The organism is Mesorhizobium sp. B2-8-9 (assembly GCF_006439475.1).
In the GTDB taxonomy this organism is placed as follows: Bacteria; Pseudomonadota; Alphaproteobacteria; order Rhizobiales; family Rhizobiaceae; genus Mesorhizobium.
In genome coordinates this window covers 205,010-227,724 of the sequence record NZ_VFTQ01000007.1, presented here as the reverse complement: position 1 = coordinate 227,724, position 22,715 = coordinate 205,010, and the positions used below count along the sequence as shown (strand labels likewise).

The 22,715-nt window shown below is 64.7% G+C and carries 19 protein-coding genes and 1 pseudogene; 7 read left to right on the top strand and 13 right to left on the bottom strand.

What is annotated here, in order from left to right; genetic code table 11:
• Window positions 1-203 precede the first annotated feature (203 nt).
• Entirely contained in the window at window positions 204-1,583 is a 1,380-nt protein-coding gene (locus FJ423_RS11850) for an MFS transporter (protein ID WP_246680143.1), read from the top strand.
• Between the two features lie 188 nt (window positions 1,584-1,771).
• Here the strand turns inward: FJ423_RS11850 and purH are convergent, their stop codons facing one another.
• The 4 genes from purH to htpX all read right to left on the bottom strand — a co-directional run bounded on the left by purH (window position 1,772) and on the right by htpX (window position 7,781).
• On the bottom strand, window positions 1,772-3,388 hold the full coding sequence (purH, locus tag FJ423_RS11845; RefSeq protein ID WP_140841873.1) for a bifunctional phosphoribosylaminoimidazolecarboxamide formyltransferase/IMP cyclohydrolase: 1,617 nt from the start codon (window positions 3,386-3,388) through the stop codon (window positions 1,772-1,774).
• 110 nt (window positions 3,389-3,498) lie between these two features.
• A complete protein-coding gene (locus tag FJ423_RS11840; protein WP_095769753.1) occupies window positions 3,499-5,223 on the bottom strand; it encodes a heparinase II/III family protein in 1,725 nt (574 codons plus the stop codon).
• A gap of 147 nt (window positions 5,224-5,370) precedes the next feature.
• Entirely contained in the window at window positions 5,371-6,753 is a 1,383-nt protein-coding gene (locus FJ423_RS11835) for an RsmB/NOP family class I SAM-dependent RNA methyltransferase (RefSeq protein WP_181174781.1), read from the bottom strand.
• Window positions 6,744-7,781, bottom strand: coding sequence for a zinc metalloprotease HtpX (gene htpX, locus FJ423_RS11830; protein WP_140841869.1), 1,038 nt, complete (start codon window positions 7,779-7,781; stop codon window positions 6,744-6,746). The genes FJ423_RS11835 and htpX overlap by 10 nt, the downstream gene beginning before the upstream one ends.
• A 116-nt stretch (window positions 7,782-7,897) precedes the next feature.
• On the opposite strand from htpX, the gene FJ423_RS11825 reads away from it, so the two are divergent.
• Window positions 7,898-8,119 carry a DUF1674 domain-containing protein gene (locus tag FJ423_RS11825; protein WP_140841867.1) on the top strand — a complete coding sequence of 74 codons (222 nt, stop codon included), beginning with the start codon at window positions 7,898-7,900 and terminating at the stop codon, window positions 8,117-8,119.
• On the opposite strand, the gene FJ423_RS11820 is transcribed toward FJ423_RS11825, so the two are convergent.
• Window positions 8,116-8,781, bottom strand: coding sequence for an HAD-IA family hydrolase (locus tag FJ423_RS11820; protein WP_095769749.1), 666 nt, complete (start codon window positions 8,779-8,781; stop codon window positions 8,116-8,118). The two genes, FJ423_RS11825 and FJ423_RS11820, sit on opposite strands and share 4 nt — an antisense overlap.
• A 171-nt stretch (window positions 8,782-8,952) precedes the next feature.
• Here FJ423_RS11820 and FJ423_RS11815 point away from each other — a divergent pair, with 171 nt between their 5' ends.
• The 3 genes from FJ423_RS11815 to FJ423_RS11805 all read left to right on the top strand — a co-directional run bounded on the left by FJ423_RS11815 (window position 8,953) and on the right by FJ423_RS11805 (window position 13,331).
• Window positions 8,953-9,822 (top strand): transglutaminase family protein, encoded by an 870-nt coding sequence (locus FJ423_RS11815; protein WP_140841865.1) that lies wholly within the window; start codon window positions 8,953-8,955, stop codon window positions 9,820-9,822.
• A 423-nt stretch (window positions 9,823-10,245) separates the two neighbouring features.
• Window positions 10,246-11,661: a pilus assembly protein gene (locus FJ423_RS11810; protein ID WP_140841863.1), complete on the top strand. Its 1,416-nt coding sequence runs from the start codon at window positions 10,246-10,248 to the stop codon at window positions 11,659-11,661.
• Window positions 11,662-12,062: 401 nt separating this feature from the next.
• Window positions 12,063-13,331 carry a cyclopropane-fatty-acyl-phospholipid synthase family protein gene (locus FJ423_RS11805; protein ID WP_140841861.1) on the top strand — a complete coding sequence of 423 codons (1,269 nt, stop codon included), beginning with the start codon at window positions 12,063-12,065 and terminating at the stop codon, window positions 13,329-13,331.
• Window positions 13,332-13,343: 12 nt separating this feature from the next.
• On the opposite strand, the gene FJ423_RS11800 is transcribed toward FJ423_RS11805, so the two are convergent.
• Both FJ423_RS11800 and acs read right to left on the bottom strand, forming a co-directional pair.
• Window positions 13,344-14,111, bottom strand: coding sequence for an MOSC domain-containing protein (locus FJ423_RS11800; protein ID WP_140841859.1), 768 nt, complete (start codon window positions 14,109-14,111; stop codon window positions 13,344-13,346).
• Window positions 14,111-16,066: an acetate--CoA ligase gene (gene acs, locus FJ423_RS11795; RefSeq protein ID WP_140841857.1), complete on the bottom strand. Its 1,956-nt coding sequence runs from the start codon at window positions 16,064-16,066 to the stop codon at window positions 14,111-14,113. Before acs ends, FJ423_RS11800 begins: the two co-directional genes overlap by 1 nt.
• A gap of 302 nt (window positions 16,067-16,368) precedes the next feature.
• Here acs and FJ423_RS11790 point away from each other — a divergent pair, with 302 nt between their 5' ends.
• The gene (locus tag FJ423_RS11790; protein ID WP_095769745.1) at window positions 16,369-16,641 is read left to right on the top strand and encodes an usg protein; all 273 of its coding nucleotides are present in this window, start codon (window positions 16,369-16,371) and stop codon (window positions 16,639-16,641) included.
• Between the two features lie 59 nt (window positions 16,642-16,700).
• Here FJ423_RS11790 and FJ423_RS11785 read toward each other — a convergent pair whose 3' ends face one another.
• Both FJ423_RS11785 and FJ423_RS11780 read right to left on the bottom strand, forming a co-directional pair.
• Window positions 16,701-17,735 carry an aldo/keto reductase gene (locus FJ423_RS11785; RefSeq protein WP_140841855.1) on the bottom strand — a complete coding sequence of 345 codons (1,035 nt, stop codon included), beginning with the start codon at window positions 17,733-17,735 and terminating at the stop codon, window positions 16,701-16,703.
• 38 nt (window positions 17,736-17,773) lie between these two features.
• Window positions 17,774-18,961, bottom strand: a complete 1,188-nt coding sequence (locus FJ423_RS11780; protein WP_140841853.1) for an MFS transporter — start codon at window positions 18,959-18,961, stop codon at window positions 17,774-17,776.
• Window positions 18,962-19,084: 123 nt separating this feature from the next.
• On the opposite strand from FJ423_RS11780, the pseudogene FJ423_RS11775 reads away from it, so the two are divergent.
• A pseudogene (locus FJ423_RS11775) lies at window positions 19,085-19,989 on the top strand (LysR family transcriptional regulator).
• Window positions 19,990-20,047: 58 nt separating this feature from the next.
• Here FJ423_RS11775 and FJ423_RS11770 read toward each other — a convergent pair.
• From FJ423_RS11770 to FJ423_RS11755, 4 genes are all read right to left on the bottom strand, one after another.
• On the bottom strand, window positions 20,048-21,097 hold the full coding sequence (locus tag FJ423_RS11770) for an aldo/keto reductase (protein WP_140841851.1): 1,050 nt from the start codon (window positions 21,095-21,097) through the stop codon (window positions 20,048-20,050).
• 128 nt (window positions 21,098-21,225) lie between these two features.
• Window positions 21,226-21,627 carry a type II toxin-antitoxin system VapC family toxin gene (locus FJ423_RS11765; RefSeq protein WP_140841849.1) on the bottom strand — a complete coding sequence of 134 codons (402 nt, stop codon included), beginning with the start codon at window positions 21,625-21,627 and terminating at the stop codon, window positions 21,226-21,228.
• Window positions 21,627-21,881: a type II toxin-antitoxin system Phd/YefM family antitoxin gene (locus FJ423_RS11760; protein WP_095769739.1), complete on the bottom strand. Its 255-nt coding sequence runs from the start codon at window positions 21,879-21,881 to the stop codon at window positions 21,627-21,629. The genes FJ423_RS11765 and FJ423_RS11760 overlap by 1 nt, the downstream gene beginning before the upstream one ends.
• An 86-nt stretch (window positions 21,882-21,967) precedes the next feature.
• Window positions 21,968-22,630 carry a YggS family pyridoxal phosphate-dependent enzyme gene (locus tag FJ423_RS11755; protein WP_140841847.1) on the bottom strand — a complete coding sequence of 221 codons (663 nt, stop codon included), beginning with the start codon at window positions 22,628-22,630 and terminating at the stop codon, window positions 21,968-21,970.
• Window positions 22,631-22,715 lie beyond the last annotated feature (85 nt).

The window sequence follows — 22,715 nt, the reverse complement described above, 5'->3', positions numbered from 1 at the left end:
GCGCTGCGAAGTAGCGACGGATTGGGGAACCACGTGGCAATCAAGCCTCGGCCTGATCAGTCGCGCCAGTCACAGAAGATGTGTGCATAGCGTAACCCACTGCGTGGGGCGAGGAACCCGAACGGCGCCGCTTGTCCATTTGCATCGCTGCCCGAAAACATGCAGACATGGCGCCCGACGCGAGCGGTGCCAGGGGAATCAGCATGGTGGCGGTAGAGACAGTGCAGCGGGCATCGGGGCGCGGCATCTGGGGGTGGATGTTCTTCGACTGGGCGGCGCAGCCTTTCTTCACCGTCGTCACCACATTCATCTTCGGACCCTATTTTGTCTCGCGCATGGCGAGCGATCCGACTGCCGGGCAGGCCGCGTGGGGTTACGGCATTGCCGCCGCGGGCCTGGTCATCGCGGTGCTGTCGCCGGTGCTCGGCTCGATCGCCGACCAGACCGGGCCGCGCAAGCCGTGGATCGCCTTCTTCGCGGCCATCAAGATCGCCAGCCTCACGCTTTTGTGGTTCGCGGCGCCGGGCTCCAACCTTTTCCTGGTCGTGCTCTTGTTCTCGCTGGCTTCGGTGGCGGCCGAATTCTCGACCGTGTTCAACGATTCCATGATGCCGCGGCTGGTGCCGAAGGAAGAGATCGGCCGGATCTCCAACATGGCCTGGGGGCTCGGCTATCTCGGCGGCATGATCGCGCTGATCTTCGTGGTGCTGTTCCTGGCCGGCAATCTCGAGACCGGCAAGACGCTCATCGGCCTTGATCCGTTGTTCGGACTCGATCCGAAACTCGGCGAGGACGCGCGCTTCACCGGGCCGATGTCGGCCGGCTGGTATTTCCTGTTCATCCTGCCGATGTTTTTATTCACGCCGGACGCTACCAAGGGGATCCCGATCGGCCCGGCGGTGCGCGAGGGCCTGTCCGAGCTGAAGTCCACCCTGGTGGAAGTGCGCCAGCGCAGCGGCATCCTGCGCTTCCTCTTGGCCCGCATGATCTATCAGGACGGCGTCAATGCGCTGCTGGCGCTCGGCGGTACGTTCGCGGCCGGGATGTTTCAATGGTCGATCACCGAGATCGGCCTGTTCGGCATCATTCTCAACATCGTCGCCATCTTCGGCTGCTGGATCGCGGCGCGGCTCGATACAGCGCTGGGCTCGAAGCATGTGGTGATGATCGCGCTGGTGATGCTGTCGGTCGCCACCCTCGGCGTCGTCTCGACAGGGCCTGGCTTCACGCTGCTCGGCCTGGTCCCGCTGCCGACCGCCGATTCCGGCGGCCTGTTCGGCACAGCTGCGGAGAAAGCCTATATCCTCTATGGCCTGCTGATTGGGCTCGCCTTTGGGCCGGTGCAAGCGTCATCGCGATCCTACATGGCGCGCAGTGTGACCGCCGCCGAGTCCGGCCGCTATTTCGGCATCTATGCGCTGGCCGGCCGGGCGACGAGCTTCCTGGCGCCGTTTATGGTGGCGAGCATCACCACCATAAGCAATTCGCCGCGACTCGGCATGGCGGCGATCATCCTGTTTCTCGGCATCGGCATGGCGATCCTGGCGGGGACACCCTATCCGGCGGATAAGCCGAAGAGGTAGGGCCACTTTTCCTTCTCCCCTTGTGGGAGAAGGTGGATCGGCGCGGAGCGCCGAGACGGATGAGGGGTGCTCCAGCTTGGCGAACATGCCCGTCGAAAGCTGCAATCGCCCACGCCTCATTCCCTGGAGCACCCCTCATCCGTCGCCTTCGGCGACACCTTCTCCCAAAAGGGGAGAAGGAAGAGGCGCTAATGCCTAAAATGCCTCACCCCGGTGAAAACCATGGCGATGCCGTGCTCGTCGGCGGCGGCGATGACGTCCTCGTCGCGCATCGAGCCGCCGGGCTGGATCACCGCGGTGGCACCGGCCTCGATCGCTGACAATAGCCCGTCGGCGAAGGGGAAGAAGGCGTCCGAGGCGACGACCGAGCCTTTGGTCAGCGGCTCGGCGAGGCCGGCCGCTTCGGCCGCGTCCAGCGCCTTGCGGGCGGCGATGCGCGAGGAATCGACGCGGCTCATCTGGCCGGCGCCGATGCCGACGGTCGCGCCGTCCCTGGCATAGACGATGGCGTTGGACTTGACATGCTTGGCGATGCGGAAGGCGAATTTGAGGTCGGCCATCTCGGCCGGCGTCGGCGCGCGCTTCGTCACCACCTTGAGCTCGAGATCGTCGACGACCGCATTGTCGCGGCCTTGCACCAGCAGTCCGCCGGCGACGGATTTCACCGTCGTGCCGGCGACGCGCGGATCGGGCAGGCCGCCGGTGACCAGCAGGCGCAAATTCTTCTTCGCCGCGACGATCGCGGCGGCCTCGTCGGTGGCGTCGGGCGCGATGATGACCTCGGTGAAGGTCTTGACGATCTCTTCCGCCGCCTCGGCGTCGAGGATGCGGTTCATGGCGACGATGCCGCCGAAAGCCGAGACCGGGTCGCAGGCCAGCGCCTTGGCGTAGGCCGCCTTCAGCGATGAGCCCTCGGCAACGCCGCAGGGATTGGCATGCTTGATGATAGCGACCGCCGCCGAGCGCGCCGGATCGAACTCGCCGACCAACTCGAAGGCGGCGTCGGTGTCGTTGATGTTGTTGTAGGAGAGCTGCTTGCCTTGCAATTGCTTTGCCGTTGCCACGCCCGGCCGCTTGTCTCCCGACAGGTAGAAGCCTGCGCCCTGATGCGGGTTCTCGCCATAGCGCATCACCTGGTCGAGCCGGCCGCCGAACGCGCGCCATGTCGGGTGCTCGATCTCCAGCGCCTCGGCAAACCAGCCGGAGATCGCAGCGTCGTAGGTTGCGGTGCGTGCAAAGGCCTTGGCCGCCAGCATCTTGCGGAAATCGAGCGACAGCGAGCCCAGATTCATCTCCAGCGCGTTGACGACGGAAGCATAGTCGGCCGGGTCGGTGACGATGGCGACGTAGGCGTGGTTCTTGGCCGAGGCGCGGATCATCGCCGGCCCGCCGATGTCGATGTTCTCGACGATCGAGGCATAGCCGGCGCCGGAGCGGCGGACGTCCTCGAACGGATAGAGATTGCAGACCACGAGGTCGATCGGCTCGATGCTGTGGTCGTGCATGGCCTTGGCATGCTCGGCGTCGTCGCGGATGCCGAGCAGCGCGCCATGCACCGACGGATGCAAGGTCTTCACCCGCCCATCCATGATCTCGGGAAAGCCGGTGAGGTCGGAAACGTCGCGGACCGCCAGGCCCACCTCGGCGATGGCCTTTGCCGTGCCGCCGGTCGAGACCAGCTCGACACCGGCGGCGGCGAGCGCCCTGGCGAAGTCGATCAGGCCGGTCTTGTCGAAGACGGAAAGCAGCGCGCGGCGCACCGGAACGAGGTCGGGCGCCGGAATGTTTTTTGTGGGCACGGCCATGGCGGGCGGCCTTTCAGAGCTGTTGGCAGGGACGTTGGCCGGCCCTAGCATATGAGCCCCGGAAATCAAGTGAGTCCGGGATCAGGCGCGCAGCCGTTTGCCAGCCAGCCTCAGTTGTTTTCGGAATAGCCGGAGATAACGGTGCGGGTCAGCTGCCAGTGGACCTCGGCAATTTCCGAGGCCTTGAAGGCGAGCACGATCTGCCGGCTGCGGCGCGGCCCGCTCAGGCCGGCAAAGTAGATCGATTCCTCGACCTCCGGCACCACTTCGGCGCAGGTGAAGACCCAGCTGTCGCCCTGCGCGCCGGCGAGCGTCAGGCGGTCGTGGTCGTCCTGCAGCAGGCTGATGTCTGGGTGGACGTGGAAGCGCACCGTGACGAAGTCGCGGCCGTTGTTGCGGATCGCGGCATTGCCCGGGCGCAGGAACCGATCGCGGCCGGCAAGCACGTTGCCGTTGCTGGTCAGCTTCAACTCGCGCTCATGCAGGAAGCCGAACTGCTGGACATAGCCGTCATGGCGGGCGACGAAGCCTTGCATGCCCTTCTGGTCGAGGCGCTTGCAGGGCACATGCTGCGGGCCGCCGATCAGCGGCGATCCCAAAAGGTCGCTGACGCGCAGCGAGTGGCTGAAGCGCGCCGACGAGGTGTCGTTGAGCGTGGCGGTCGAATGCGCGGCGGTGGCGCGGGCCAGCGGCCGGAATTCCGGGGCGCCATAAGTGTCGATGCCGGCATTGACGATGAAGTGCTGGCGCCCGGAGGAGAGCTCGAAGGCGAGGCAGCCGGCATGTGCTGCGTTGGAGACGTCGACCGGCGGCGGCAGGCCGGTGTCGGCGATCACCGTCACGCCGCCCATCGACAGGCGCTCGTAGCCGGAATGCGGCGCGTGCAGCAGCGGCGCGCCCACCGTGTCGTCATGGCGCATGATGGTGGCGATGCGGTCGTGGATGGTGGCGCCCATGCCGTTGAAGCGGGCAAGGCTGCCGTCCTGATGGCGAAAGAAACGCAGCGCCGGCAACATCCGGTCGATGGCGCCGATCAAGGCCGACGGCGGCGCCTCGGCCTGGTTGGCATAGGTCTGGCGCAACGGCAGAAGATCGGCCAGCAGCTCGAGCACCGCCATCGGCTTGCGCGAGATATGGCCGCCATCGGGCAGGATCTGATGCTCGAGCTCCTCGGCCAGGTTGCGTGTCGCGGCACGCAGCGCCGAGGCCGGCGCCGGCAGGGACAGCGCGGCGAAGGCGAGCGCGATGCGGGCGCGCAGCCTGGCCTCGCCATCGGGCATCTCGCGCACCATCGAGCGGAGATAGCGGATCTGCACGGCGAGCGATTTCAGGAACGCGCGATAGAAAGGGAATTCGGCGCCCTGCAGCACCACCGAGGAGTGCTGCAGCCAGGCGATCACCCGCTTGGCCGTCGTTCCCGGCTCCCAGGCGATGCCGGAGATCTGGTTGCCATGCATGGCGATCCAGTCGGTCACCAGGGCTCTCGCGTTGGCGGCGGCGAGCTCGGTGCCGGTGGCGCGCATGTGGCGCAGCCAGCGGAAGCCATGCAACGATTTCTGCCAGCCGCGATTGGGCACGTCGAGCTGAAAAGGCGACTTGCCGCCGGTCTCGACCAAATGGCCGGACAGCGGGTAGCGGCCGTAATAGATCTCCAGCGCGATCTGCGGATCGGCAAGCCGCAGATCCGGCGGGGCGATCAGGACGCGTTCGGGCGTGCGGCCGGAATAGCGCCAGCGATAGATCGGCCCGGCGCGGAGGCGCCGACGCGTTTTGCGCCAGAACTCCCTCGCGACAAGCGTCCAAAGACGCGTCGTGCTGCCGGCAACAAGTGCCAATAGCCCTCCTGATGTCCCCATAACCCAAGCACAAGCTTATGCGATTCAAGAACTTATGCGAAGGCGGATTTCGCCGAAGTGAACCGCTTCACGCCGCCTTGCCCGTGCCGTCGCTAAAAAAGTCAGCAAACTTTATGAGATAACGTCTCAATCGGCCCGTCTCATCCGCGCGGCAAAGAAGCCGTCCAGGCCTGAAATCCCGGGCGTTTCCAGCGCGAGGTCGGCCGGCGTGGTGCGCAACATACCCTCCAGGGTCAGAAACGGATCGACGCCGGCAAATTCGCCAGGCCGGATCGGATCGGCGACGACGCCGGGGTTCCCGGCGAGGAAATCGCGATAAAGCTCCTCGCCTTCGATCGGGTCGAGCGAGCAGTTGGAGAACACGATCCGTCCGCCGGGCCTGACAAGGGTAACGGCATGGGCAAGCAGCCGACGCTGGAGATCGGCGAGTTTTTCGACATCGGCCATGGTCTTGGTCCATGGCACGTCGGGATGGCGGCGCACCGTGCCGGTCGAGGAGCAGGGCGCATCGAGCAGCACGGCGTCGAACAATTGTGCCGGCCGGTAATCCAGGAGGTCGGTCTGGACGAGCTCGGCGGTCAGGCCAAGGCGCTCGAGATTCTGACTGAGCCGCGCCAGCCGGTTCTTCGAGGTGTCGATCGCGGTCACCTCGGCGCCGGCCAGAATAAGCTGCGCCGTCTTGCCGCCGGGCGCGGCGCACAGGTCGGCGACGCGCTGGCCTCTGATGTCGCCGAACAGGCGTGCCGGCAGGCTTGCGGCCGCATCCTGCACCCACCAGGCGCCGTCGGCGAAACCGGGGAGGTCGATGACATTGGCGGCGAGCTTCTCGACGCGTACGGTTCCGGTCGGCAGCACGATGCCGCCCAAACGCTCGGCCCAGAGCGCCGGATCGGCCTTGACGGTGAAGTCTACGGGCGCCTCGTGGCGATGGGCGGCAAGGATGGCGCGCGCCTTGTCGGCTCCGTAAGCGGCGGTCAGCCGCTCGGAGAACCATTGCGGCGCCTCGCTGGTGGCGGCAAGCGCCGGGGCAAGCTCAGCCTCCTTGGCGCGCGCCAGCGAACGCAGCACGCCGTTGACGAGGCCGGAGAAACGCAGCGTTCGCGGATCGGATTTGGCGTGGGTGACGGCAAGGTCGACGGCGGCGCTGTCGGGAACATCGAGAAACAGGATCTGCGCGGCGGCGACATTGAGGATATGCGAGAGCGCCGTGGCATTGGCCGGCAGCGGCTTTTCCAGGCGCTTGGACAGCAGCCCGGCAATGGTCATGCGGTGGCGCAGCGCCGTGACCAGGATGGCGCGCACCAGCGCCCGGTCGCGGCCGTCCAGCGCCTTGTATTGCGGATGGCCATGCTCGTTGTCGGTCAACCCATCGAGCGGCGTGCCGGCATCGATGACGGCGGCAAGCAGCCGCGCCGCCGCCTTGCGTGCGGCAAGGCCGGCGACGTTCTCGTCACCAGCCCTGTGTTGCGGATTGCCTGACTGTCCGCGCCTCGGCGGCGTCACGACCAGGGACCCTTCGACCGGACATTGCGCGGTCCGGTCGGGTTGCGGCCCCAGGGATTGGGCTTTGGCGGCGCCGGCTCAGCCTCCGCTGGCGGCGGGTCCGCCGGCTTGCCCCATGGCCCCGCCGACGGCTCCTCGGGCTGAATGGGTGGCGGAGAAGCCCGGCGCCGGGCGACCGGCGATGCGCCACCCATCGCGCGCGCCATCTCCTGCAGCGCGGCTATGCGGTTCTCGGTGCTCGGGTGGGTCGAGAACAGATTGTCCATGCGCTCGCCATGCAGAGGATTGATGATGAAAAGATGCGCCATCGCCGGATTGCGCTCGGCATCCTCATTGGGGATCCGTTCGGCGCCGCGAGCGATCTTGTTGAGCGCCGAAGCCAGCCACAACGGGTTGCCGCAGATCTCGGCGCCGCGCCGGTCGGCTTCGTATTCGCGGGTGCGGCTCACCGCCATCTGCACGATCATCGCGGCGAGTGGCGCAACGATCATCGCTACAAGCACGCCGACAAAGCCGAACGGATTGTTGTTCTCGCGGCTGCCGCCGAAGAAGAAGGCGAAATTGCCGAGCATCGAGATGGCGCCGGCGAGCGTCGCCACGATCGTCATGGTCAGCGTATCGCGATGCTGCACATGGGCAAGCTCATGCGCCATCACCGCCGCGACCTCTTCATGCGAGAGCCGCTCGAGCAGGCCGGTGGACGCCGCAACGGCAGCATTTTCCGGATTGCGGCCGGTGGCGAAGGCGTTGGGCTGCGGGTTGTCGATCAGATAGGTCTTCGGCATCGGCAGGCCGGCCTGCTTGGCCAGCGCCTGCACGATCGCGTAATATTCGGGCGCGTTCTTGGCGTCGACCTCGACGGCGCGGTTCATCGACAGCACCATCTTGTCGGCGTTCCAATAGCTGAACAAATTGGTGCCGGCGGCGATCAGAAGCGCGATGACCATGCCGCCCGGGCCGCCGATCAGATAGCCGACGCCCATGAACAGCGCCGTCATCGCGGCGAGAAGCATGGCGGTGCGAAGCGTGTTCATCGTTTCATCCGTCTGGTCTGATGGCGGAGGAGGTGGCGAATAGGGGTCGATCCTTCTGTCGTCATGGCTATATGATGGGAGGCGCCGGTCTTCGTTTCAATCGGCGGGAGTATCGCATGACTGAAGAACCCAGCAAAACCGAAGCAGTTGCAACGACCAAAGAGCCGCAAAAAACGCTCACCCCAGCGGCGCAGCGCGCGTTGACCGAAGCCGAAGCGCGTCGCCGGAATTACCGGGCGGCCGAAGCGCAATTGCCGAAGGAAATCGGCGGTCGCGGCGGCAAGGAGCCCGGCCGCTACGGCGACTGGGAGGTGAAGGGGCTCGCCACCGACTTCTAAGCAACCGCACGCTCGGGCGCGAGCGCGATCCAGCCACTGACGTCCGTAGCGATGCCGATTTCGTCATAGGAACGGATTGTCGGGTGCGGCGTGACCAGCGGGTGGACATGCGTGGCGCTGATCACCACCACCGACGCGCCGGAGGCCTCGCCTGCCGCGATGCCCGCCGGCGCATCCTCGAAGACCAGGCAGTCGCGCGCCTCGACGCCGAGACGGCTTGCCGCCAGCAGGAAGCAGTCCGGCGCCGGCTTGCCATGAGTGACATCTTCCGCCGTGACCATCATGGCGGGAACCGGAATACCGGCCGCCTCGATGCGCAGCAGCGCCAGCTCGCGCGGCGCCGAGGTGACGATCGCCCAGCGCTCCGGCGGCAGCGATTGCAGAAACGCGATGGCACCGGGAATCGGGACGATGCCTTCGAGGTCCTCCGCCTCGGCCTTGAGCAGCGCATCGGCTTCGGCGACGGCGTCGACGCCCGGCAGCTTCAGTCCCGCGATCGTCTCGATCGCGCGCTTGCCATGGATCGTGGGCAGGAAGCTCGCCACGTCGAGGCCGTGACGCTCCGCCCATTTTGCCCACACCCGTTCCGCCGCGGCGATCGAATTGAGCACCGTGCCGTCCATGTCGAATAGGAAGGCGGCGAATTTTGAGCCTGCAAACATCGAATGTCCTGGAGAATCGTTTTCGGGAGGGGCGAAACGCAAAGCCCAGTTTAGACCGGCCGGCACCGCCTGAGAAGGCGAGAGGCCCACCATTTCATCCCGGCACGGGAACAAGCTCCGGCTCGCGGCGTTGAACGGGCAGTCTTCCAAAATCACCAAGGGGGGCATGCGATGCTGATCCGGCTCGGCTATGAAATCGCCATCGAATGCGCGGCCGTGACGCCGATCATCTCGCTCCTCGACATCCATCCGGACCGCCATGCCGACATCAAGCGGCAGACGCGGGTTCTGACCTCGCCCTCGGTGCCGACCCGGACCTATCGCGACCGCCACGGCAATATCTGCCGTCGTTTCACGGCGCCGGCAGGCAACTTCCGCATCCTCTATGATGCGGCGGTCGAGGACAGCGGCGAGACCGACGAAGTGAACACGCTGGCGCACGAAACGCCGGTCGCGGAACTGCCGGACGATGTGCTGGTCTATCTGCTCGGCAGCCGCTATTGCGAGACCGACCATCTCAGCGACACCGCCTGGCAGCTTTTCGGCCAGCTGCCGCCCGGCTGGGCACGAGTCCAGGCGATCGTCGATTATGTAAACAGCCGGCTTTCCTTCGGCTACGGCTATGCGCGCGCCACACGCACGGCGGCCCAGGCGCATGAGGAGCGTGTCGGGGTGTGCCGCGATTTCGCGCATCTGGCGATCGCGCTTTGCCGATGCATGAACATTCCGGCGCGCTATGTGAACGGCTATCTCGGCGATATCGGCGTGCCGGCCGATCCGGCGCCGATGGATTTCTCGGCCTGGATGGAAGTCTTCCTTGACGGCAAGTGGTACACGTTCGATCCGCGCCACAACCAGCCGCGCATCGGCCGGGTCGTCATCGCCCGCGGCCGCGACGCCACCGACGTGCCGCTCCTGCACAGTTTCGGCCCGCATCGGCTCACCCTGTTCAAGGTCTGGACCTACGAGCAGGAAGGCAACCGCTTCAATCCTCCGCATCACGGCGTCGATCGGACGGCCAGCGCGCAGATGCTGGGGTAGGTTCTGTCGATATTCAGGTGAGGCCGGCCTGCGAAGGACGGCCTCCTGCGCTTCCGGTGCTCACGTACTTTAAGTACGCTCCGCTCCGGTTCTCGGAAGCCGCCCTTCTCGACTCGGCCTGACCCGAATCTCAACAGACCCTGCGCTGCGCCATGTTTCACCGGAGCCGCTGACCCGCTTCGGCACAGTTCGATTGTGCCGAAGAGAGAACGACCGCGACAGTCTTCAAGACTATGGTAAGCGCTTCATGAAGGTCGCGTTTCCAAGGCATTTTCGTTTACTTCCGGTTCACCTTCAGATTTGCCGAAAGTCAGCAAAACAATGGATTAACCTCTTGTTAATCGCCTTACGGCGGCTTCTGGCCGAAATCCTGCAACGCCTCTGCCGAGCGGCACGGTGCCGCGGACAGTGGAGGCGGAAGGGATGCGGCAGTTCAGAGGTGTCGTTCGTGGGGTGGACGGCTTTGCCCGCAACCGCGAAGGCAATTTCGCGGTACTGTTCGGAGCTGCCGCATCGGTCCTCGCGCTGGGGGTGGGATTCGCGGTCAACATCTCGCAACTCTACAATGCGAGATCGAGCCTGCAGGGCGTCGTCGACGCCGCCGTGACCTCGACGGCCCGCGATCTCACCCTCGGCGTCATCACGGAAACCGATGCCAACAAAACGGTGCAGGCGTTTCTCGACGCCAACAGCACGGCCGGCATCCTGCAGGCCAACCAGATCGTGCTCGACAGGCTTACGGTCAACAGGACGGCCAACACCGTACAGGCGGATGCGCATGTCGATGTCGGCCTCTATTTTCCGCTGTTCAGCACCAGCACCATGCGCCGCGTGACCGCCTCGACCTCGGCGCTTTATTCCGACAAGACCGTCGAGGTGGCGATGATGCTCGACGTCACCGGTTCGATGAGGCCCGACTGGCGCACCAAGACCAACAAGATCGGCGACCTGCAGGCAGCCGCATCACAGACGGTAAAGGATCTCCTGGATCAAAACCGGGATCCCAACGATCCCCGGATTCGGGTATCGATCATACCCTACGCCGAAGCCGTCAACACCGGCGGCCTGGCCGATACCGTCTTCGTCGAGACCGAGACGGGGCCGAAAGTGCCGCCGCCGATCGATGCCCCGGTAGCGGTTTCCACTACGGTCTCCGATCATTGCGCAACCGAGCGCAAGGACAAGGACGGCTACGCCGATTATTCATCGGACGGGCCCTACACGCAACGCCGGGACAACCAGGGCAAGATCTATCTGGCCAAAGTCAACCGCGACTACCGCATGACGCTATGCCCTACGGCTGCCCTGGTTCCGCTGACTGCTGATGAGGACAAGCTGCTGACGGCGATCGATCATTTTCAGGCTGGGGGCGTGACCGCAGGCGGCATTGCCGCGCAATGGGGCTACTACATGCTCTCGCCATCCTGGCGCACGGCAATCTCGAGCGCCCGCCTGGGTGCCGGCCCCGCCAACTTCGATCGGAACAGGGTGGCCAAGATCGCCATTCTGATGACGGACGGCCAGTTCAACACCGCCTTTGCCGGCGGACGCGGCGCGTCGCGGTCGCAGGATCAAGGTCAAAAGTCGCGCGCCAATGCCGAAGCCATCTGCGATAACATGAAACGCGACAGCATCGAGATATTCACCATCGGCTTCGATCTCAACGACCCGGCTATGTCCGCGACCGAACGCGATCAGGCCAAGTCCCTGTTGAAGAACTGCGCGACTGACGACACCTCGTCGCTCAAGCATTACTACGAGGCCGCCAACGGCGCCGAATTGAAACAGGCCTTCGGCGAAATCAGCCGTAATATCGAAAAGCTTACAATCAGCCGCTGAACTGCAGCGCCGACCCCAAAAAGGAAAAGGCCGCCGCTTCTTGACGAAGCCGGCGGCCTTCCGTGTTTCCGTCCATGACGCGGCTCCGGCGGCAACCCCATCGGGCTACCTGCCGCGCGTCTCGCGCCTTAACGGGAAGACTGCTTCCCGAAAGTGCAATCCGCTGAGCTCACGTTATGGAAAACGAAATCACTCGACATCGGATCACCTCCTTTCAGTTCGTTGAACACACACAGATGATGGGGTGCGTCGCGGCAAATGGCAAGGTGCCGCAACGGAATGGCAGGCGGGAAATCCCTGCCCGCGGTGTTTTTGGGCAACAGATCGGGATTGCGCTACGCAGGCCAGTTGGATGACAGTGGCGCCCGGGGGGCCCGCATTCGACGCATCGGGAGGTGAGAATGGACGCCGCCGACAAAGCCGCGCGGATCGCACGAACGGTCGTCGAGACGCTGAAACCGGGTTTCGCGGTCAAGCTCTGGACCGGCGAGCGCATCGGTCCCGCCGGCGGTCCTGTGCTCACCATCAACGACCAGGATATCGTCTGGCAATTGCTGCGCCGGCCGCGCTTCTCGACGCTGGTCGAGATGTGGATCTCCAAGACCATCGACATCGAAGAAGGCACGCTGTTCGATTTCTACGCGCTGCCTTCGCAAGGCAAGCTCAAGGCGAAGCTCAGATCGCTGCCGAAGCTGGCGATTTTGCGCGACCTGCCGGCGGTGCTTTTCTCGCGCAAACAAATGACGGCGCGCAGCGATCTTTCCGGCCGCAACCCTTATGTCAGCGGGTCGAACAAGGAGGCGATCCAGCACCATTACGACATTTCGAACGCCTTCTATCGGCTCTTCCTCGACGAGCGCATGGTCTACAGCTGCGGCTATTTCAGGGATTTCGCCAACGGCATCGACCAGGCGCAGATCGACAAGCTCGACCATATCTGCCGCAAGCTCAGGCTGAAGCCGGGCGAAACGTTGCTCGACATCGGCTGCGGCTGGGGCGCGATGCTGATCCATGCGGCGAAACATTACGGCGTCGTCGGCCACGGCGTCTCGCTGTCGCAGGCCCAGACCGAGCTTGCCCGCGAGCGCATTCGCGCCGAGGGGCTGCAGGATCGCATCACCATCGAGATAAAGTCCTATGCCGAGCTCTCCGGCAGCTTCGACAAGATCTCGTCGATCGGTATGTTCGAGCATTTGGGGATCGCCAACCACGCTGCCTATTTCTCGACTGTCCACCGCCTGCTGAAACCCGGCGGCATCTATCTGCATCATGCCATCACCCGGCGCAGCAAGGGCGACCTGAAGAAGACCCTGCGCAAGGGGCCGGAATACAAGGCCCTGATCAAATACATCTTTCCCGGCGGCGAGCTCGACACGATCGGCATGACGCTCGGCAATCTCGAGGCGCACGGCTTCCTGGTCTATGACGTGGAAAACCTGCGCGAGCATTATGCGCGAACCTGCCGCCTGTGGGCGGAGCGCCTCAGTGCACGCTTCGACGAGGCGGTCGCCGAGGTCGGCGAGCCCAAGGCGCGGCTGTGGCTGCTCTATCTGACGGGTTGCTCGATCACCTTCGAGCGCGCCTCGGCGCAGATTTTCCAGACCGTCGCCACCAGGCGCGCCCGCGGCCCGAGCGGCCTGCCGCCAACACGGGCGGATTTGTACCGGTAGACCCGACCCGCTTCAGTCCATCAAGCGCATCGGCGCGCCGATCTCGATCCGCGCGGGCCGGTCGACCGTGCAGTAGACACCGAGATTGTGAGCGTTGTGGCGTACCAAATTGCGCAGGATGCCGGGGTCGGTGTCGAAGCCGTCCTGGGCGATGATGGTGAAGCCGCAGCGGCGGCAGGGTTCGGAGACGGTGAGCAGCAGATCGCCGACCGCGAGTTTCTTGCCGATCCATTCCGTTTCGGGAAAAGCGCCTTGGACCGGCGCCATGTCGATGACGATGTTGGGCCGGAAGCGGCGCGGATCGGGCACGCCTTCGGGATGCAGCGCCTTCAGTCTGGCCAGCGAGGCGGTGGTGAGCAGATGGATCGGCGCCTTGGCATAGCGGGCCTCGGTCAACGGGCCGGTGTAGCCGGGCGCCGCGTTCTCCGCGCCGAACGGCCGGATCGAGGCCTCGAAGCCGAGAAAGGCCGATACCGTGCGGTCGCTTTCAGGATCCGGCGCCGGCAGCCATTCGCCGCCGGGCACCGCCACTTCGAGCCGCCATTCCTTGTTCATCGGGGCCTCGCTCAGCCGGGTGCGAATCAGCGGCACCTTGTGCCACTTGGCCTCGCGGTCGGGCCTGGCGATCTCGCCGTCGGAAGCATCAACCAGTCCGAACAGCCGGTCGCCGTCGACGGTCTTCAGCCCGACGGAGATGCCGTCACGCCGCTCGCCGGCGAGCGAGCTCGCCGGATAGCGCCAGAGCTGGCTGACCGTGCCGAGGATTGCCTTGCCGGTCATCAGCCCTTCTTGTTCTGCCGGTTGGCGACGAGATCGTCGACCACGGCCGGATCGGCCAGCGTCGAGGTGTCGCCGAGCGCGCCGAAATCGTCCTCGGCGATCTTGCGCAGGATGCGCCGCATGATCTTGCCCGAACGGGTCTTCGGCAGGCCCGGCGCGAACTGGATCTTGTCGGGCGTGGCGATGGCGCCGATCTCCTTGCGGACATGCGCGACCAGCTCCTTGCGCAATTCCTCGCTCGATTGGGTGCCGGCCATCAGCGTGACATAGCAATAGATGCCCTGGCCCTTGATGTCGTGCGGGTAGCCGACGACGGCGGCTTCCGACACCTTGTCATGGCTGACCAGGGCCGATTCCACCTCGGCCGTGCCCATGCGGTGGCCGGAAACGTTGATGACATCGTCGACGCGGCCGGTGATCCAGTAGTAGCCGTCGGCGTCGCGCCGGCAGCCGTCGCCGGTGAAATATTTGCCCTTGTAGGTCGAGAAATAGGTCTGCACGAAGCGGTCGTGGTCGCCATACACTGTGCGCATCTGGCCCGGCCAGGAATCGGCGATGCAGAGATTGCCGTCGGTGGCGCCGTCCAGCACCTTGCCTTCGCCGTCGACCAGCTGCGGCTGGACGCCGAAGAAGGGCCGCGTGGCGGAACCCGCCTTGAGGTCGGTGGCGCCGGGCAGCGGCGTGATCATGATGCCGCCGGTCTCGGTCTGCCACCAGGTGTCGACGATCGGCACCTTGGCGTTGCCGACGACGTTGTAATACCACTCCCAGGCTTCCGGATTGATCGGCTCGCCGACCGAACCCAGCACGCGCAGCGACTTGCGCGAGGTCTTCTTCACATGGCTGTCGCCGGCGCCCATCAGCGCGCGCAGCGCCGTCGGCGCGGTGTAGAAGATGTTGACCTGGTGCTTGTCGATCACTTCCCAGAAGCGCGACTGCGAGGGATAGTTCGGCACGCCCTCGAACATCAGCGTCGTGGCGCCATTGGCCAAAGGCCCGTAGACGATGTAGCTGTGGCCGGTGACCCAGCCGACATCGGCCGTGCACCAGTAGATGTCGCCATCATGGTAATCGAAGACATATTGGTGCGTCATCGAGACATAGACGAGATAGCCGGCGGTGGTGTGCAGCACGCCCTTCGGCTTGCCGGTCGAGCCGGAGGTGTAGAGGATGAAAAGCGGGTCTTCCGCCTTCATCTTTTCCGGCTTGCAGTCGGCCTTAACGGTCTGCGCCTCCTCGTGGTACCAGACGTCGCGTCCCGGTACCCAGCCGGTCTTGCCGCCGGTGCGGCGCACCACCACGACCTTCTCGACCTTGGTGCCGGCCTTGGCGGCGATGTCGATCGCCTTGTCGGTGTTGTCCTTGAGCGGGATCGGCTTGCCGCCGCGCAGGCCCTCGTCAGCGGTGATCACGATGGTCGATTTACAGTCGTCGATACGGCCGGCCAGCGCATCGGGCGAGAAGCCGCCGAACACGACCGAATGGATCGCGCCGATACGCGTGCAGGCGAGCATGGCATAGGCCGCTTCCGGAATCATCGGCATGTAGATGGTGACGCGGTCGCCCTTCTTGACGCCATGCTTCTTCAGCACGTTGGCGAAGCGGCAGACATGCGCGTAGAGCACGTTATAGGTGACCTTGCGGTCGTCATAGGGGTTGTCGCCTTCCCAGATGATGGCGGTCTGGTCGCCGCGCTTCTTCAAATGCCGGTCGATGCAATTGTAGGAAACGTTGGTCTGGCCGTCCTCGAACCACTTGATCGAGACCTTGCCGTCGAAGGAGGTGTTCTTGACCTTGGTGAAGGGCTTGAACCAATCGATGCGCTTGCCGTGCTTGCCCCAGAACTTATCCGGATTTTTCACGCTGTCGGCATACCATTTGAGATAGGTGTCGTTGTCGATCAACGCGTTCTTCTTCCACGCCGGCTGGACGCGGTGGACATGCACATCGGACATTTCTTTGCTTTCCTCCCAAACCATCCACCGGCTTGCGCCGCCGGCGGCATCGCAGCGAAGCGGCCGCGAATTCGCGGGCATTATTAACAGTTCCGCGGTGACGGCAACATTAGACGTTGGATTCGCGTGGCGGGATGACGCAGGGGCAGTTCGACCAGCCATTAGCACTCTCGCTTCGCGGCTGCTAACCGCCTGTTTTAACGACAAAAATTTTGCAGAGTCTCGAAGAAATCCATAGACAGTTAAGCAACCGTGGGCACAATTCAGCGTTGGGAGGAAGGAGAATCAACCAAGGAAACGCAATGCGCGACAATTCCGAAATGGATCTGATGCTCAGGGGATACGGGCTGACTACGGCTAAGATCCTTTATCATTACCCCGATCACCCGCACCTGCTGCAAAGCTATGTCTGGCAGGACTATGACCTAGCTCCGGAATTCCCGGTGCTGATCCGCTTCATCGAGTTCTGGAAGACCAAGCTCGACGGTCCGCTGCATTCGGTCACCTACACGCATCAGAAGCTGATCGCGCCGAACGAGTGGCGGAAGGTGGATGGGGAGTTTCGGGTGCACTGAGGCGGTGGTACAGCTGATCTCCCCCGCAAGGGGGGAGATTGGCAGTTTCAGCGCTGGCTTCACACCGCCGGCGGGTTCAGCCGGGCGAAGCCTTCCTGGCGGCGATAGGGGAAGTACGGATAAGGCGCCGTCACCGCGCTTGCTTCATCGAGCGCCCTGATCTGCGTCGGCGTCAACGCCCAACCGACGGCGCCGAGATTCTGGCGCAGCTGCTCCTCGTTGCGCGCGCCGATGATCACCGATGACACGGTCGGCCGCTGCAGGAGCCAGTTGATGGCGACCTGCGGCACGGTCTTGCCGGCCTCGGCGGCGACCGCTTCCAGCGCATCGATCACCTTGAAAAGCTGCTCGTCCTCGACCGGCGGGCCGAAATCGGCGGTGCCGTGCAGCCGGCTCTTCTCCGGCAAGGGTTTTCCGCGGCGGATCTTGCCGGTGAGCCGGCCCCAGCCGAGCGGGCTCCATACCAAGGCGCCGACGCCCTGGTCGAGGCCGAGCGGCATCAGCTCCCATTCATAGTCGCGCCCGACCAGCGAATAATAAACCTGATGCGCGACATAGCGCGGATAGCCGTGCTTTTCCGCCAGGCCGAGCGATTTCATCACCTGCCAGCCGGAGAAATTGGAGACGCCGACATAGCGCAGCTTGCCGGAGCGCACGAGGCGATCCAGCGTCGACAGCACCTCCTCGATCGGCGTCGAGGCGTCGAAGGCGTGGAGCTGAAGCAGGTCGATATAATCGGTGCCGAGGCGCTTCAGCGCCGCATCGACAGAGCGGATCAGGCGCGAGCGGGACGAGCCCCAGTCGGCCGGGCCATCGCCCATCGGCAGCGCGGTCTTGGTCGAGATCAGCACCGCGTCGCGGCGGCCCTTGATCGCCTCGCCCAGCACCTCCTCCGAAGCGCCGTTCGAATAGACATCGGCCGTGTCGAAGAGGTTGACGCCCGCCTCCAGGCAGATGTCGACCAGGCGGCGCGCTTCCTTCGCGTCGCTGTTGCCCCAATGGCCGAACAGCGGGCCGGAGCCACCAAAAGTTCCGGTGCCGAAGGAAAGGGCGGGCACTTTCAGGCCGGAGGCCCCGAGAGGTCGATAATCCATGTTTTTTCTCCTGATTGGATGTCGAAGGGAGTCAGCGCTCAGCACTGCGCGGTGACCGGCTTGCCGATCGCCCGGCCGCGTTCGAGACGCAGCGTCATGAACACGACGCCGAGCGCGGCGAGCGGCGCCAAGCCGGCGACAAGGGGGACGGCGCCGAGGCCGGGGCCGTGGTCGATGACGAAGCCGCCAAGCCAGGCGCCGATGGCGTTGCCGAGATTGAAGGCGGCGATGTTGAAGGAGGAGGCCAGGCCCTGGCCGGCGCCCTTGGCCTTCTCCAGCACCCACATCTGCAGCGGCGCAACGGTGGCGAAGGCGGCGGCACCGAGCAGACCGACGGCGACAATCGCTGCTACCGGCTGGTGGATCGCCGCGGCCGTGACGAACAGCATCGCCGAAAGTGCGACCAGCGTGCCGATAACCGTCGGCACCAGATGGCGGTCGGCAAGGCGCCCGCCAAGCAGATTGCCCGCCACCAGGCCACCGCCGAAAACCAGCAGGATCGGCGACACGGCTGCCTCGGAAAAGCCGGTGACGCGGGTGAGGATGGGCGCCAGATAGGTGAAGGCCGCAAAGACGCCGACCCAACTCAGCACCGTGGTCAACAAGCCGAGCAGCACCGGCCGGCGGCCGAGCACGGCGAGCATGCCTTCGGAGGTCTCCTCTTCCTCCGTGGCGGTAGGCTCGTCGCGCGGCACCAGCAGCGCGATCACGGCAAAGGCGATGACGCCGACAAGCGTGACGGCCAGGAAGCTAGAACGCCAGCCATAGGCCTGGCCGAGCCAGGTGCCGAAGGGCACGCCGAGGATGTTGGCGACGGTAAGGCCGGTGAACATCAGCGCGATGGCCGAGGCCTTCCGGTTGGGCGCGACAAGGCTGGTGGCCACGACGGAGCCGACACCGAAGAAGGAGGCATGGGCGAAGGCGGTGAGCACACGGGCCGCCATCAGCGTCCAGTAGTCGGGCGCCAGCGCGCAAGCGAGGTTGCCGACGGTGAAGACCACCATCAGGGCAAGCAGCAGGGTCTTGCGCGGCAGGCGTCCGGTCAAGGCGCCAAGCAGCGGCGCGCCGACGACGACGCCCAGCGCATAGCCGGAGATGAGCAGGCCCGCGGCCGAGATCGAGACGCCGAGATCGGCGCTGACATCGAGCAGCAGGCCCATGATGACGAATTCGGTGACGCCGATGCCGAAGGCGCCGGCGGTGAGGGCATATAAAGCAAGAGGCATGGCTGCGGTCCGGTTGATCGGGAAGGGAACGCTCAACCCCGCGCCCCGACACGCAAGATCGTGATCCGCCAAACTGTGAACCAGCCTTGCATCGGGCATATTTTCTGTGAAATAGATTCACGAATGGCGAGACCGGACATCAACCGCTCCGGCGAGGTCGAAGTGTTCGTCCGCGTCGTCGAGGCGGGCAGCTTCTCGGCCGCGGCGCGGGCGCTGCGCATGACGCCGTCGGCCGTGAGCAAGCTGATCGCGCGGCTGGAGGCGCGGCTTGGCGCGCGGCTGATCAGCCGTTCGACGCGCAAGCTGCAGTTGACGCCGGAAGGGGCTGCCTTCCATGACAGCGGCCTGCGCATCCTCGCCGATCTCGACGCGGCCGAGCGCGAAGCGGCGGCGGGCGCGGCGCCGCGCGGCAGGCTGAGGGTCAACTCCTATGTGCCGTTCGGCCAGCACCGGCTGATGCCGCTCTTGCCGCGCTTCCTGGAAAAATTTCCCGAGATTTTCGTTGAAGCCGTGCTGACCGACAGTGTCATCGACCTTCTGGAAGAGCGCGCCGACGTCGCCATCCGCGCCGGGCCGCTGCGCGAGTCACGCCTGGTTGCGCGCAAGCTCGGCCAGAGCCGGATGGTCCTGGTCGCGTCGCCTGCGTATCTTGCAGCGCGCGGCAGGCCACGCGCATTATCCGACCTCGCTCGCCACAACATGCTGGCCTTCGGCTTCGCCAGGCACATAGAGGGCTGGCCGTTTGTCGATGCGACAGGCAAATCGATCATCATGCCGATTGTCGGAAACATGTCGCTGACCGACGGCGAAGCGAGCGGCGAACGACGCTGGCAGGAGCCGGCATAGCGCGGCTGGCGCGTTGGCATGTCGAACCCGACATCGCCGCCGGGCTGCTCGTGCCGTTGCTTGAGAAGTTCAATCCAGGCGACGAGGAGCCGACGCATGCCGTCTATGTCGGCCAGGGCAAGCATCTGCCGGCCCGCGTCCGAGCGTTCCTCGATTTTCTCGCGGAAAGCGTTCCTCTCTGAATGAGGAAAGAGCCGCGCGCCAATGGCACGCGGCTCCGACCTGCCTGCTTGAGCGGAATTACGCCTTCGGCACGAACGGCGCGGGACGCCGGCCGGCGCCTTGCCGCTCCAGCATCCAGCCGGGATACTCGGCAGGCAGCGCGCTTACCTCGTCGAGCCTGGCGAGGTCGTCGGCGTCGAGCTTCAAGCCGGTTGCGGCGAGGTTCTGCTCGAGCTGGTCCATGCGGCTGGCGCCGATGAGGACGCTCATCACAAAAGGCTTGGCCAGCACATAGCCCAACGCCACCGTGGCGACGCTGACATCGTGCTTTCTGGCGACCTCGCGCATGACCGCAACCGCCGCCCAGGCGCGGTCCTCATTGACCGGCGGGAAATTGAACGAAGCACGACGGCCTTCGCCATTGCCGGGTGCGCCGGGACCGTATTTGCCGGAAAGCAGCCCGCCGGCCATAGGCGACCAGACCATCAGGCCAAGCTTTTCCTCGTTGATCAGCGGCACGATCTCGCGCTCGAGATCGCGGCCGGCGATCGAGTAGTAGGATTGGATTGTCTCGAAACGGGCAAAACCTTTGCGCTCCGCGATGCCCAGCGCCTTGGCGATGCGCCAGGCCTGCCAGTTGGAGACGCCGACGTAACGGACCTTGCCGCTGGCGACGAGATCGTCGAGCGCGCGCAGCGTCTCGTCGATCGGCGTGACCGTGTCGGTGCCGTGCAATTGGTAGAGGTCGATGTGATCGAGCTGCAGTCGCTCCAGGCTGCGGTCGACCGAATCCATGATGTGACCGCGCGAGGAGCCGCGCTCGTTCGGCCCGTTGCCCATGGCGCCATGCACCTTGGTGGCGATGATAACGTCCGAACGTTTCACGCCGAGATCCTTGAGCGACTGTCCCAGCAGCTGCTCGGACTGGCCGAAGGAATAGACATCCGCCGTGTCGAAGAAATTGACGCCGGCGGCGATCGAGCGGCCGACGATCTCGTTGACGCCCTTCTGGTCGAGACTGGCGATCAGGCCCCATTGGGCATTCTCGCCGGCGGCGCCGAAGGTCATGGTGCCGAGGCAGAGTTCGGAAACGAACAGGCCGGTGTTGCCGAGCTGATTATAACGCATGGTGAGATTCCCCGAGAAAGGAGTGAATGTGCACCGGGTAAATAGGAACGGCCCGTTTCGTTTCAAGTTCTGGCGCAAACGCGGTGGTCAACTTGATGTGAAGTTGCCAATCAGCGGATCTTGAAACGTCAGACTTCCCAGGGATTGACGACCGTCACGCCCATGCCTTCGAAGTCGGCCACGTTTCGAGTGACCAGGATCAGGTCGTGCACGAGGGCGGTTGCCGCAATGAGGGTGTCGGCGTTTCCTCGCGTACGTCTGGCCGTGATACGGCCCCACGCGAGGGCGACCTCTTCCGTGATCGCCAGGATGCGGTCCGCATTGTCTCGGCGCAGTTCCCGCAGCCAGACGTCAAGCCGCGCTGCCCTGTCGGGGTCGGTCTTGCGCTGCTTGACGATCCCACGTTCGATCTCACCAATGGTGATCACACTGAGACTGATCGAGGTCGGATCAACCGAAGCCAGCCAGGCGGTTGGTTTCGGCAGCCGCCTTTGCACGTCTGAAACAACGTTCGTATCGAGCAGATACATCAGAGGTCGACGTCCCGGATCATCGTATCCGAGCGGCGGGTGATTTCCTTATGAAACTCATCGTCCCAGCCGGGGCCGGTCAGAAGATATTCAGCGAGCGATTTCTTCTTCCCGGCCAAGCGGTCGTAATCCTCGGCGGACAGCACGACCGCAGCCCGTTCGCCGCGAAGCGTCACGGTCTGCGGCCCCTCGGTTCGCGCGCGCTGGACCACTTTTGAAAAATTGTTCTTCGCGTCCTGAAGATGCCAGTTCATCCGCCGCTCCTAGCTAGCTTGGCTAGATATAGCGCGGTGGCAGCGGATCATCAATCAACCCCAGGGAAAGATAGCGGGTGGCGGCGTCACCGGTTGCCGAAGATTGCCGACCCGACCCTGACGCTGGTCGCGCCGAAAGCGATCGCGGTTTCGTAGTCGCCGGACATGCCCATCGAAAGTTTCGCGACGCCGGCTTCGCGGGCGAGCTTTTCCAGCAGCGCGAAATGCGGGCCGGGGTTCTCATCGGCCGGCGGGATGCACATCAGGCCTTCGATGGCGAGACCATGCATCTCGCGGCAGCGTTTGACGAAGGCGACCGCCTCGCGCGGCTCGATGCCGGCCTTTTGCGGCTCGGAGCCGGTGTTGACCTGGACATACAGCTTGGGCGTTCGGCCTTGCCTTACGATCTCCTTGGCGAGCTCAGCGGCGATCTTCTCACGGTCCACCGTTTCGATGATATCGAAAAGCGCCACCGCTTCCTTGGCCTTGTTGGATTGCAGCGGGCCAATCAGGTGCAGCTCGATATCGGCAAATGCCGCCTTCAGCGCCGGCCATTTGCCTTGCGCTTCCTGCACGCGGTTCTCGCCGAAGACGCGCTGGCCTGCCTCGATGACGGGGCGGATGTCCTCGGCCGCGAAGGTCTTCGACACCGCCACAAGCGTGACGGCGCCGGGCGCTCGCTTCGCCTCGCGCTCGGCGTTCGCGATCTTCGCCCTGACCGCGTGAAGCTGCTCTACGGCGTTCGTCATGCCACTATCCTGCCCATAGTTTTCATGGCCGGCCGGCTCGCCGCAGTTGACGGGTCCGGCAATCCATGGTGAACACCGCGACGAC

What these genes read in the sequence shown, in the direction of transcription:
- FJ423_RS11765 (WP_140841849.1), bottom strand. Translation starts at nt 21,627, where the DNA reads ATGTATCTGCTCGATACGAACGTTGTTTCAGACGTGCAAAGGCGGCTG.
- htpX (WP_140841869.1), bottom strand. Translation starts at nt 7,781, where the DNA reads ATGAACACGCTTCGCACCGCCATGCTTCTCGCCGCGATGACGGCGCTG.
- FJ423_RS11755 (WP_140841847.1), bottom strand. Translation starts at nt 22,630, where the DNA reads ATGACGAACGCCGTAGAGCAGCTTCACGCGGTCAGGGCGAAGATCGCG.
- FJ423_RS11815 (WP_140841865.1), top strand. Translation starts at nt 8,953, where the DNA reads ATGCTGATCCGGCTCGGCTATGAAATCGCCATCGAATGCGCGGCCGTG.
- acs (WP_140841857.1), bottom strand. Translation starts at nt 16,066, where the DNA reads ATGTCCGATGTGCATGTCCACCGCGTCCAGCCGGCGTGGAAGAAGAAC.
- FJ423_RS11785 (WP_140841855.1), bottom strand. Translation starts at nt 17,735, where the DNA reads ATGGATTATCGACCTCTCGGGGCCTCCGGCCTGAAAGTGCCCGCCCTT.
- FJ423_RS11760 (WP_095769739.1), bottom strand. Translation starts at nt 21,881, where the DNA reads ATGAACTGGCATCTTCAGGACGCGAAGAACAATTTTTCAAAAGTGGTC.
- FJ423_RS11780 (WP_140841853.1), bottom strand. Translation starts at nt 18,961, where the DNA reads ATGCCTCTTGCTTTATATGCCCTCACCGCCGGCGCCTTCGGCATCGGC.
- purH (WP_140841873.1), bottom strand. Translation starts at nt 3,388, where the DNA reads ATGGCCGTGCCCACAAAAAACATTCCGGCGCCCGACCTCGTTCCGGTG.
- FJ423_RS11805 (WP_140841861.1), top strand. Translation starts at nt 12,063, where the DNA reads ATGGACGCCGCCGACAAAGCCGCGCGGATCGCACGAACGGTCGTCGAG.
- FJ423_RS11850 (WP_246680143.1), top strand. Translation starts at nt 204, where the DNA reads ATGGTGGCGGTAGAGACAGTGCAGCGGGCATCGGGGCGCGGCATCTGG.
- FJ423_RS11800 (WP_140841859.1), bottom strand. Translation starts at nt 14,111, where the DNA reads ATGACCGGCAAGGCAATCCTCGGCACGGTCAGCCAGCTCTGGCGCTAT.
- FJ423_RS11770 (WP_140841851.1), bottom strand. Translation starts at nt 21,097, where the DNA reads ATGCGTTATAATCAGCTCGGCAACACCGGCCTGTTCGTTTCCGAACTC.
- FJ423_RS11810 (WP_140841863.1), top strand. Translation starts at nt 10,246, where the DNA reads ATGCGGCAGTTCAGAGGTGTCGTTCGTGGGGTGGACGGCTTTGCCCGC.
- FJ423_RS11820 (WP_095769749.1), bottom strand. Translation starts at nt 8,781, where the DNA reads ATGTTTGCAGGCTCAAAATTCGCCGCCTTCCTATTCGACATGGACGGC.
- FJ423_RS11825 (WP_140841867.1), top strand. Translation starts at nt 7,898, where the DNA reads ATGACTGAAGAACCCAGCAAAACCGAAGCAGTTGCAACGACCAAAGAG.
- FJ423_RS11790 (WP_095769745.1), top strand. Translation starts at nt 16,369, where the DNA reads ATGCGCGACAATTCCGAAATGGATCTGATGCTCAGGGGATACGGGCTG.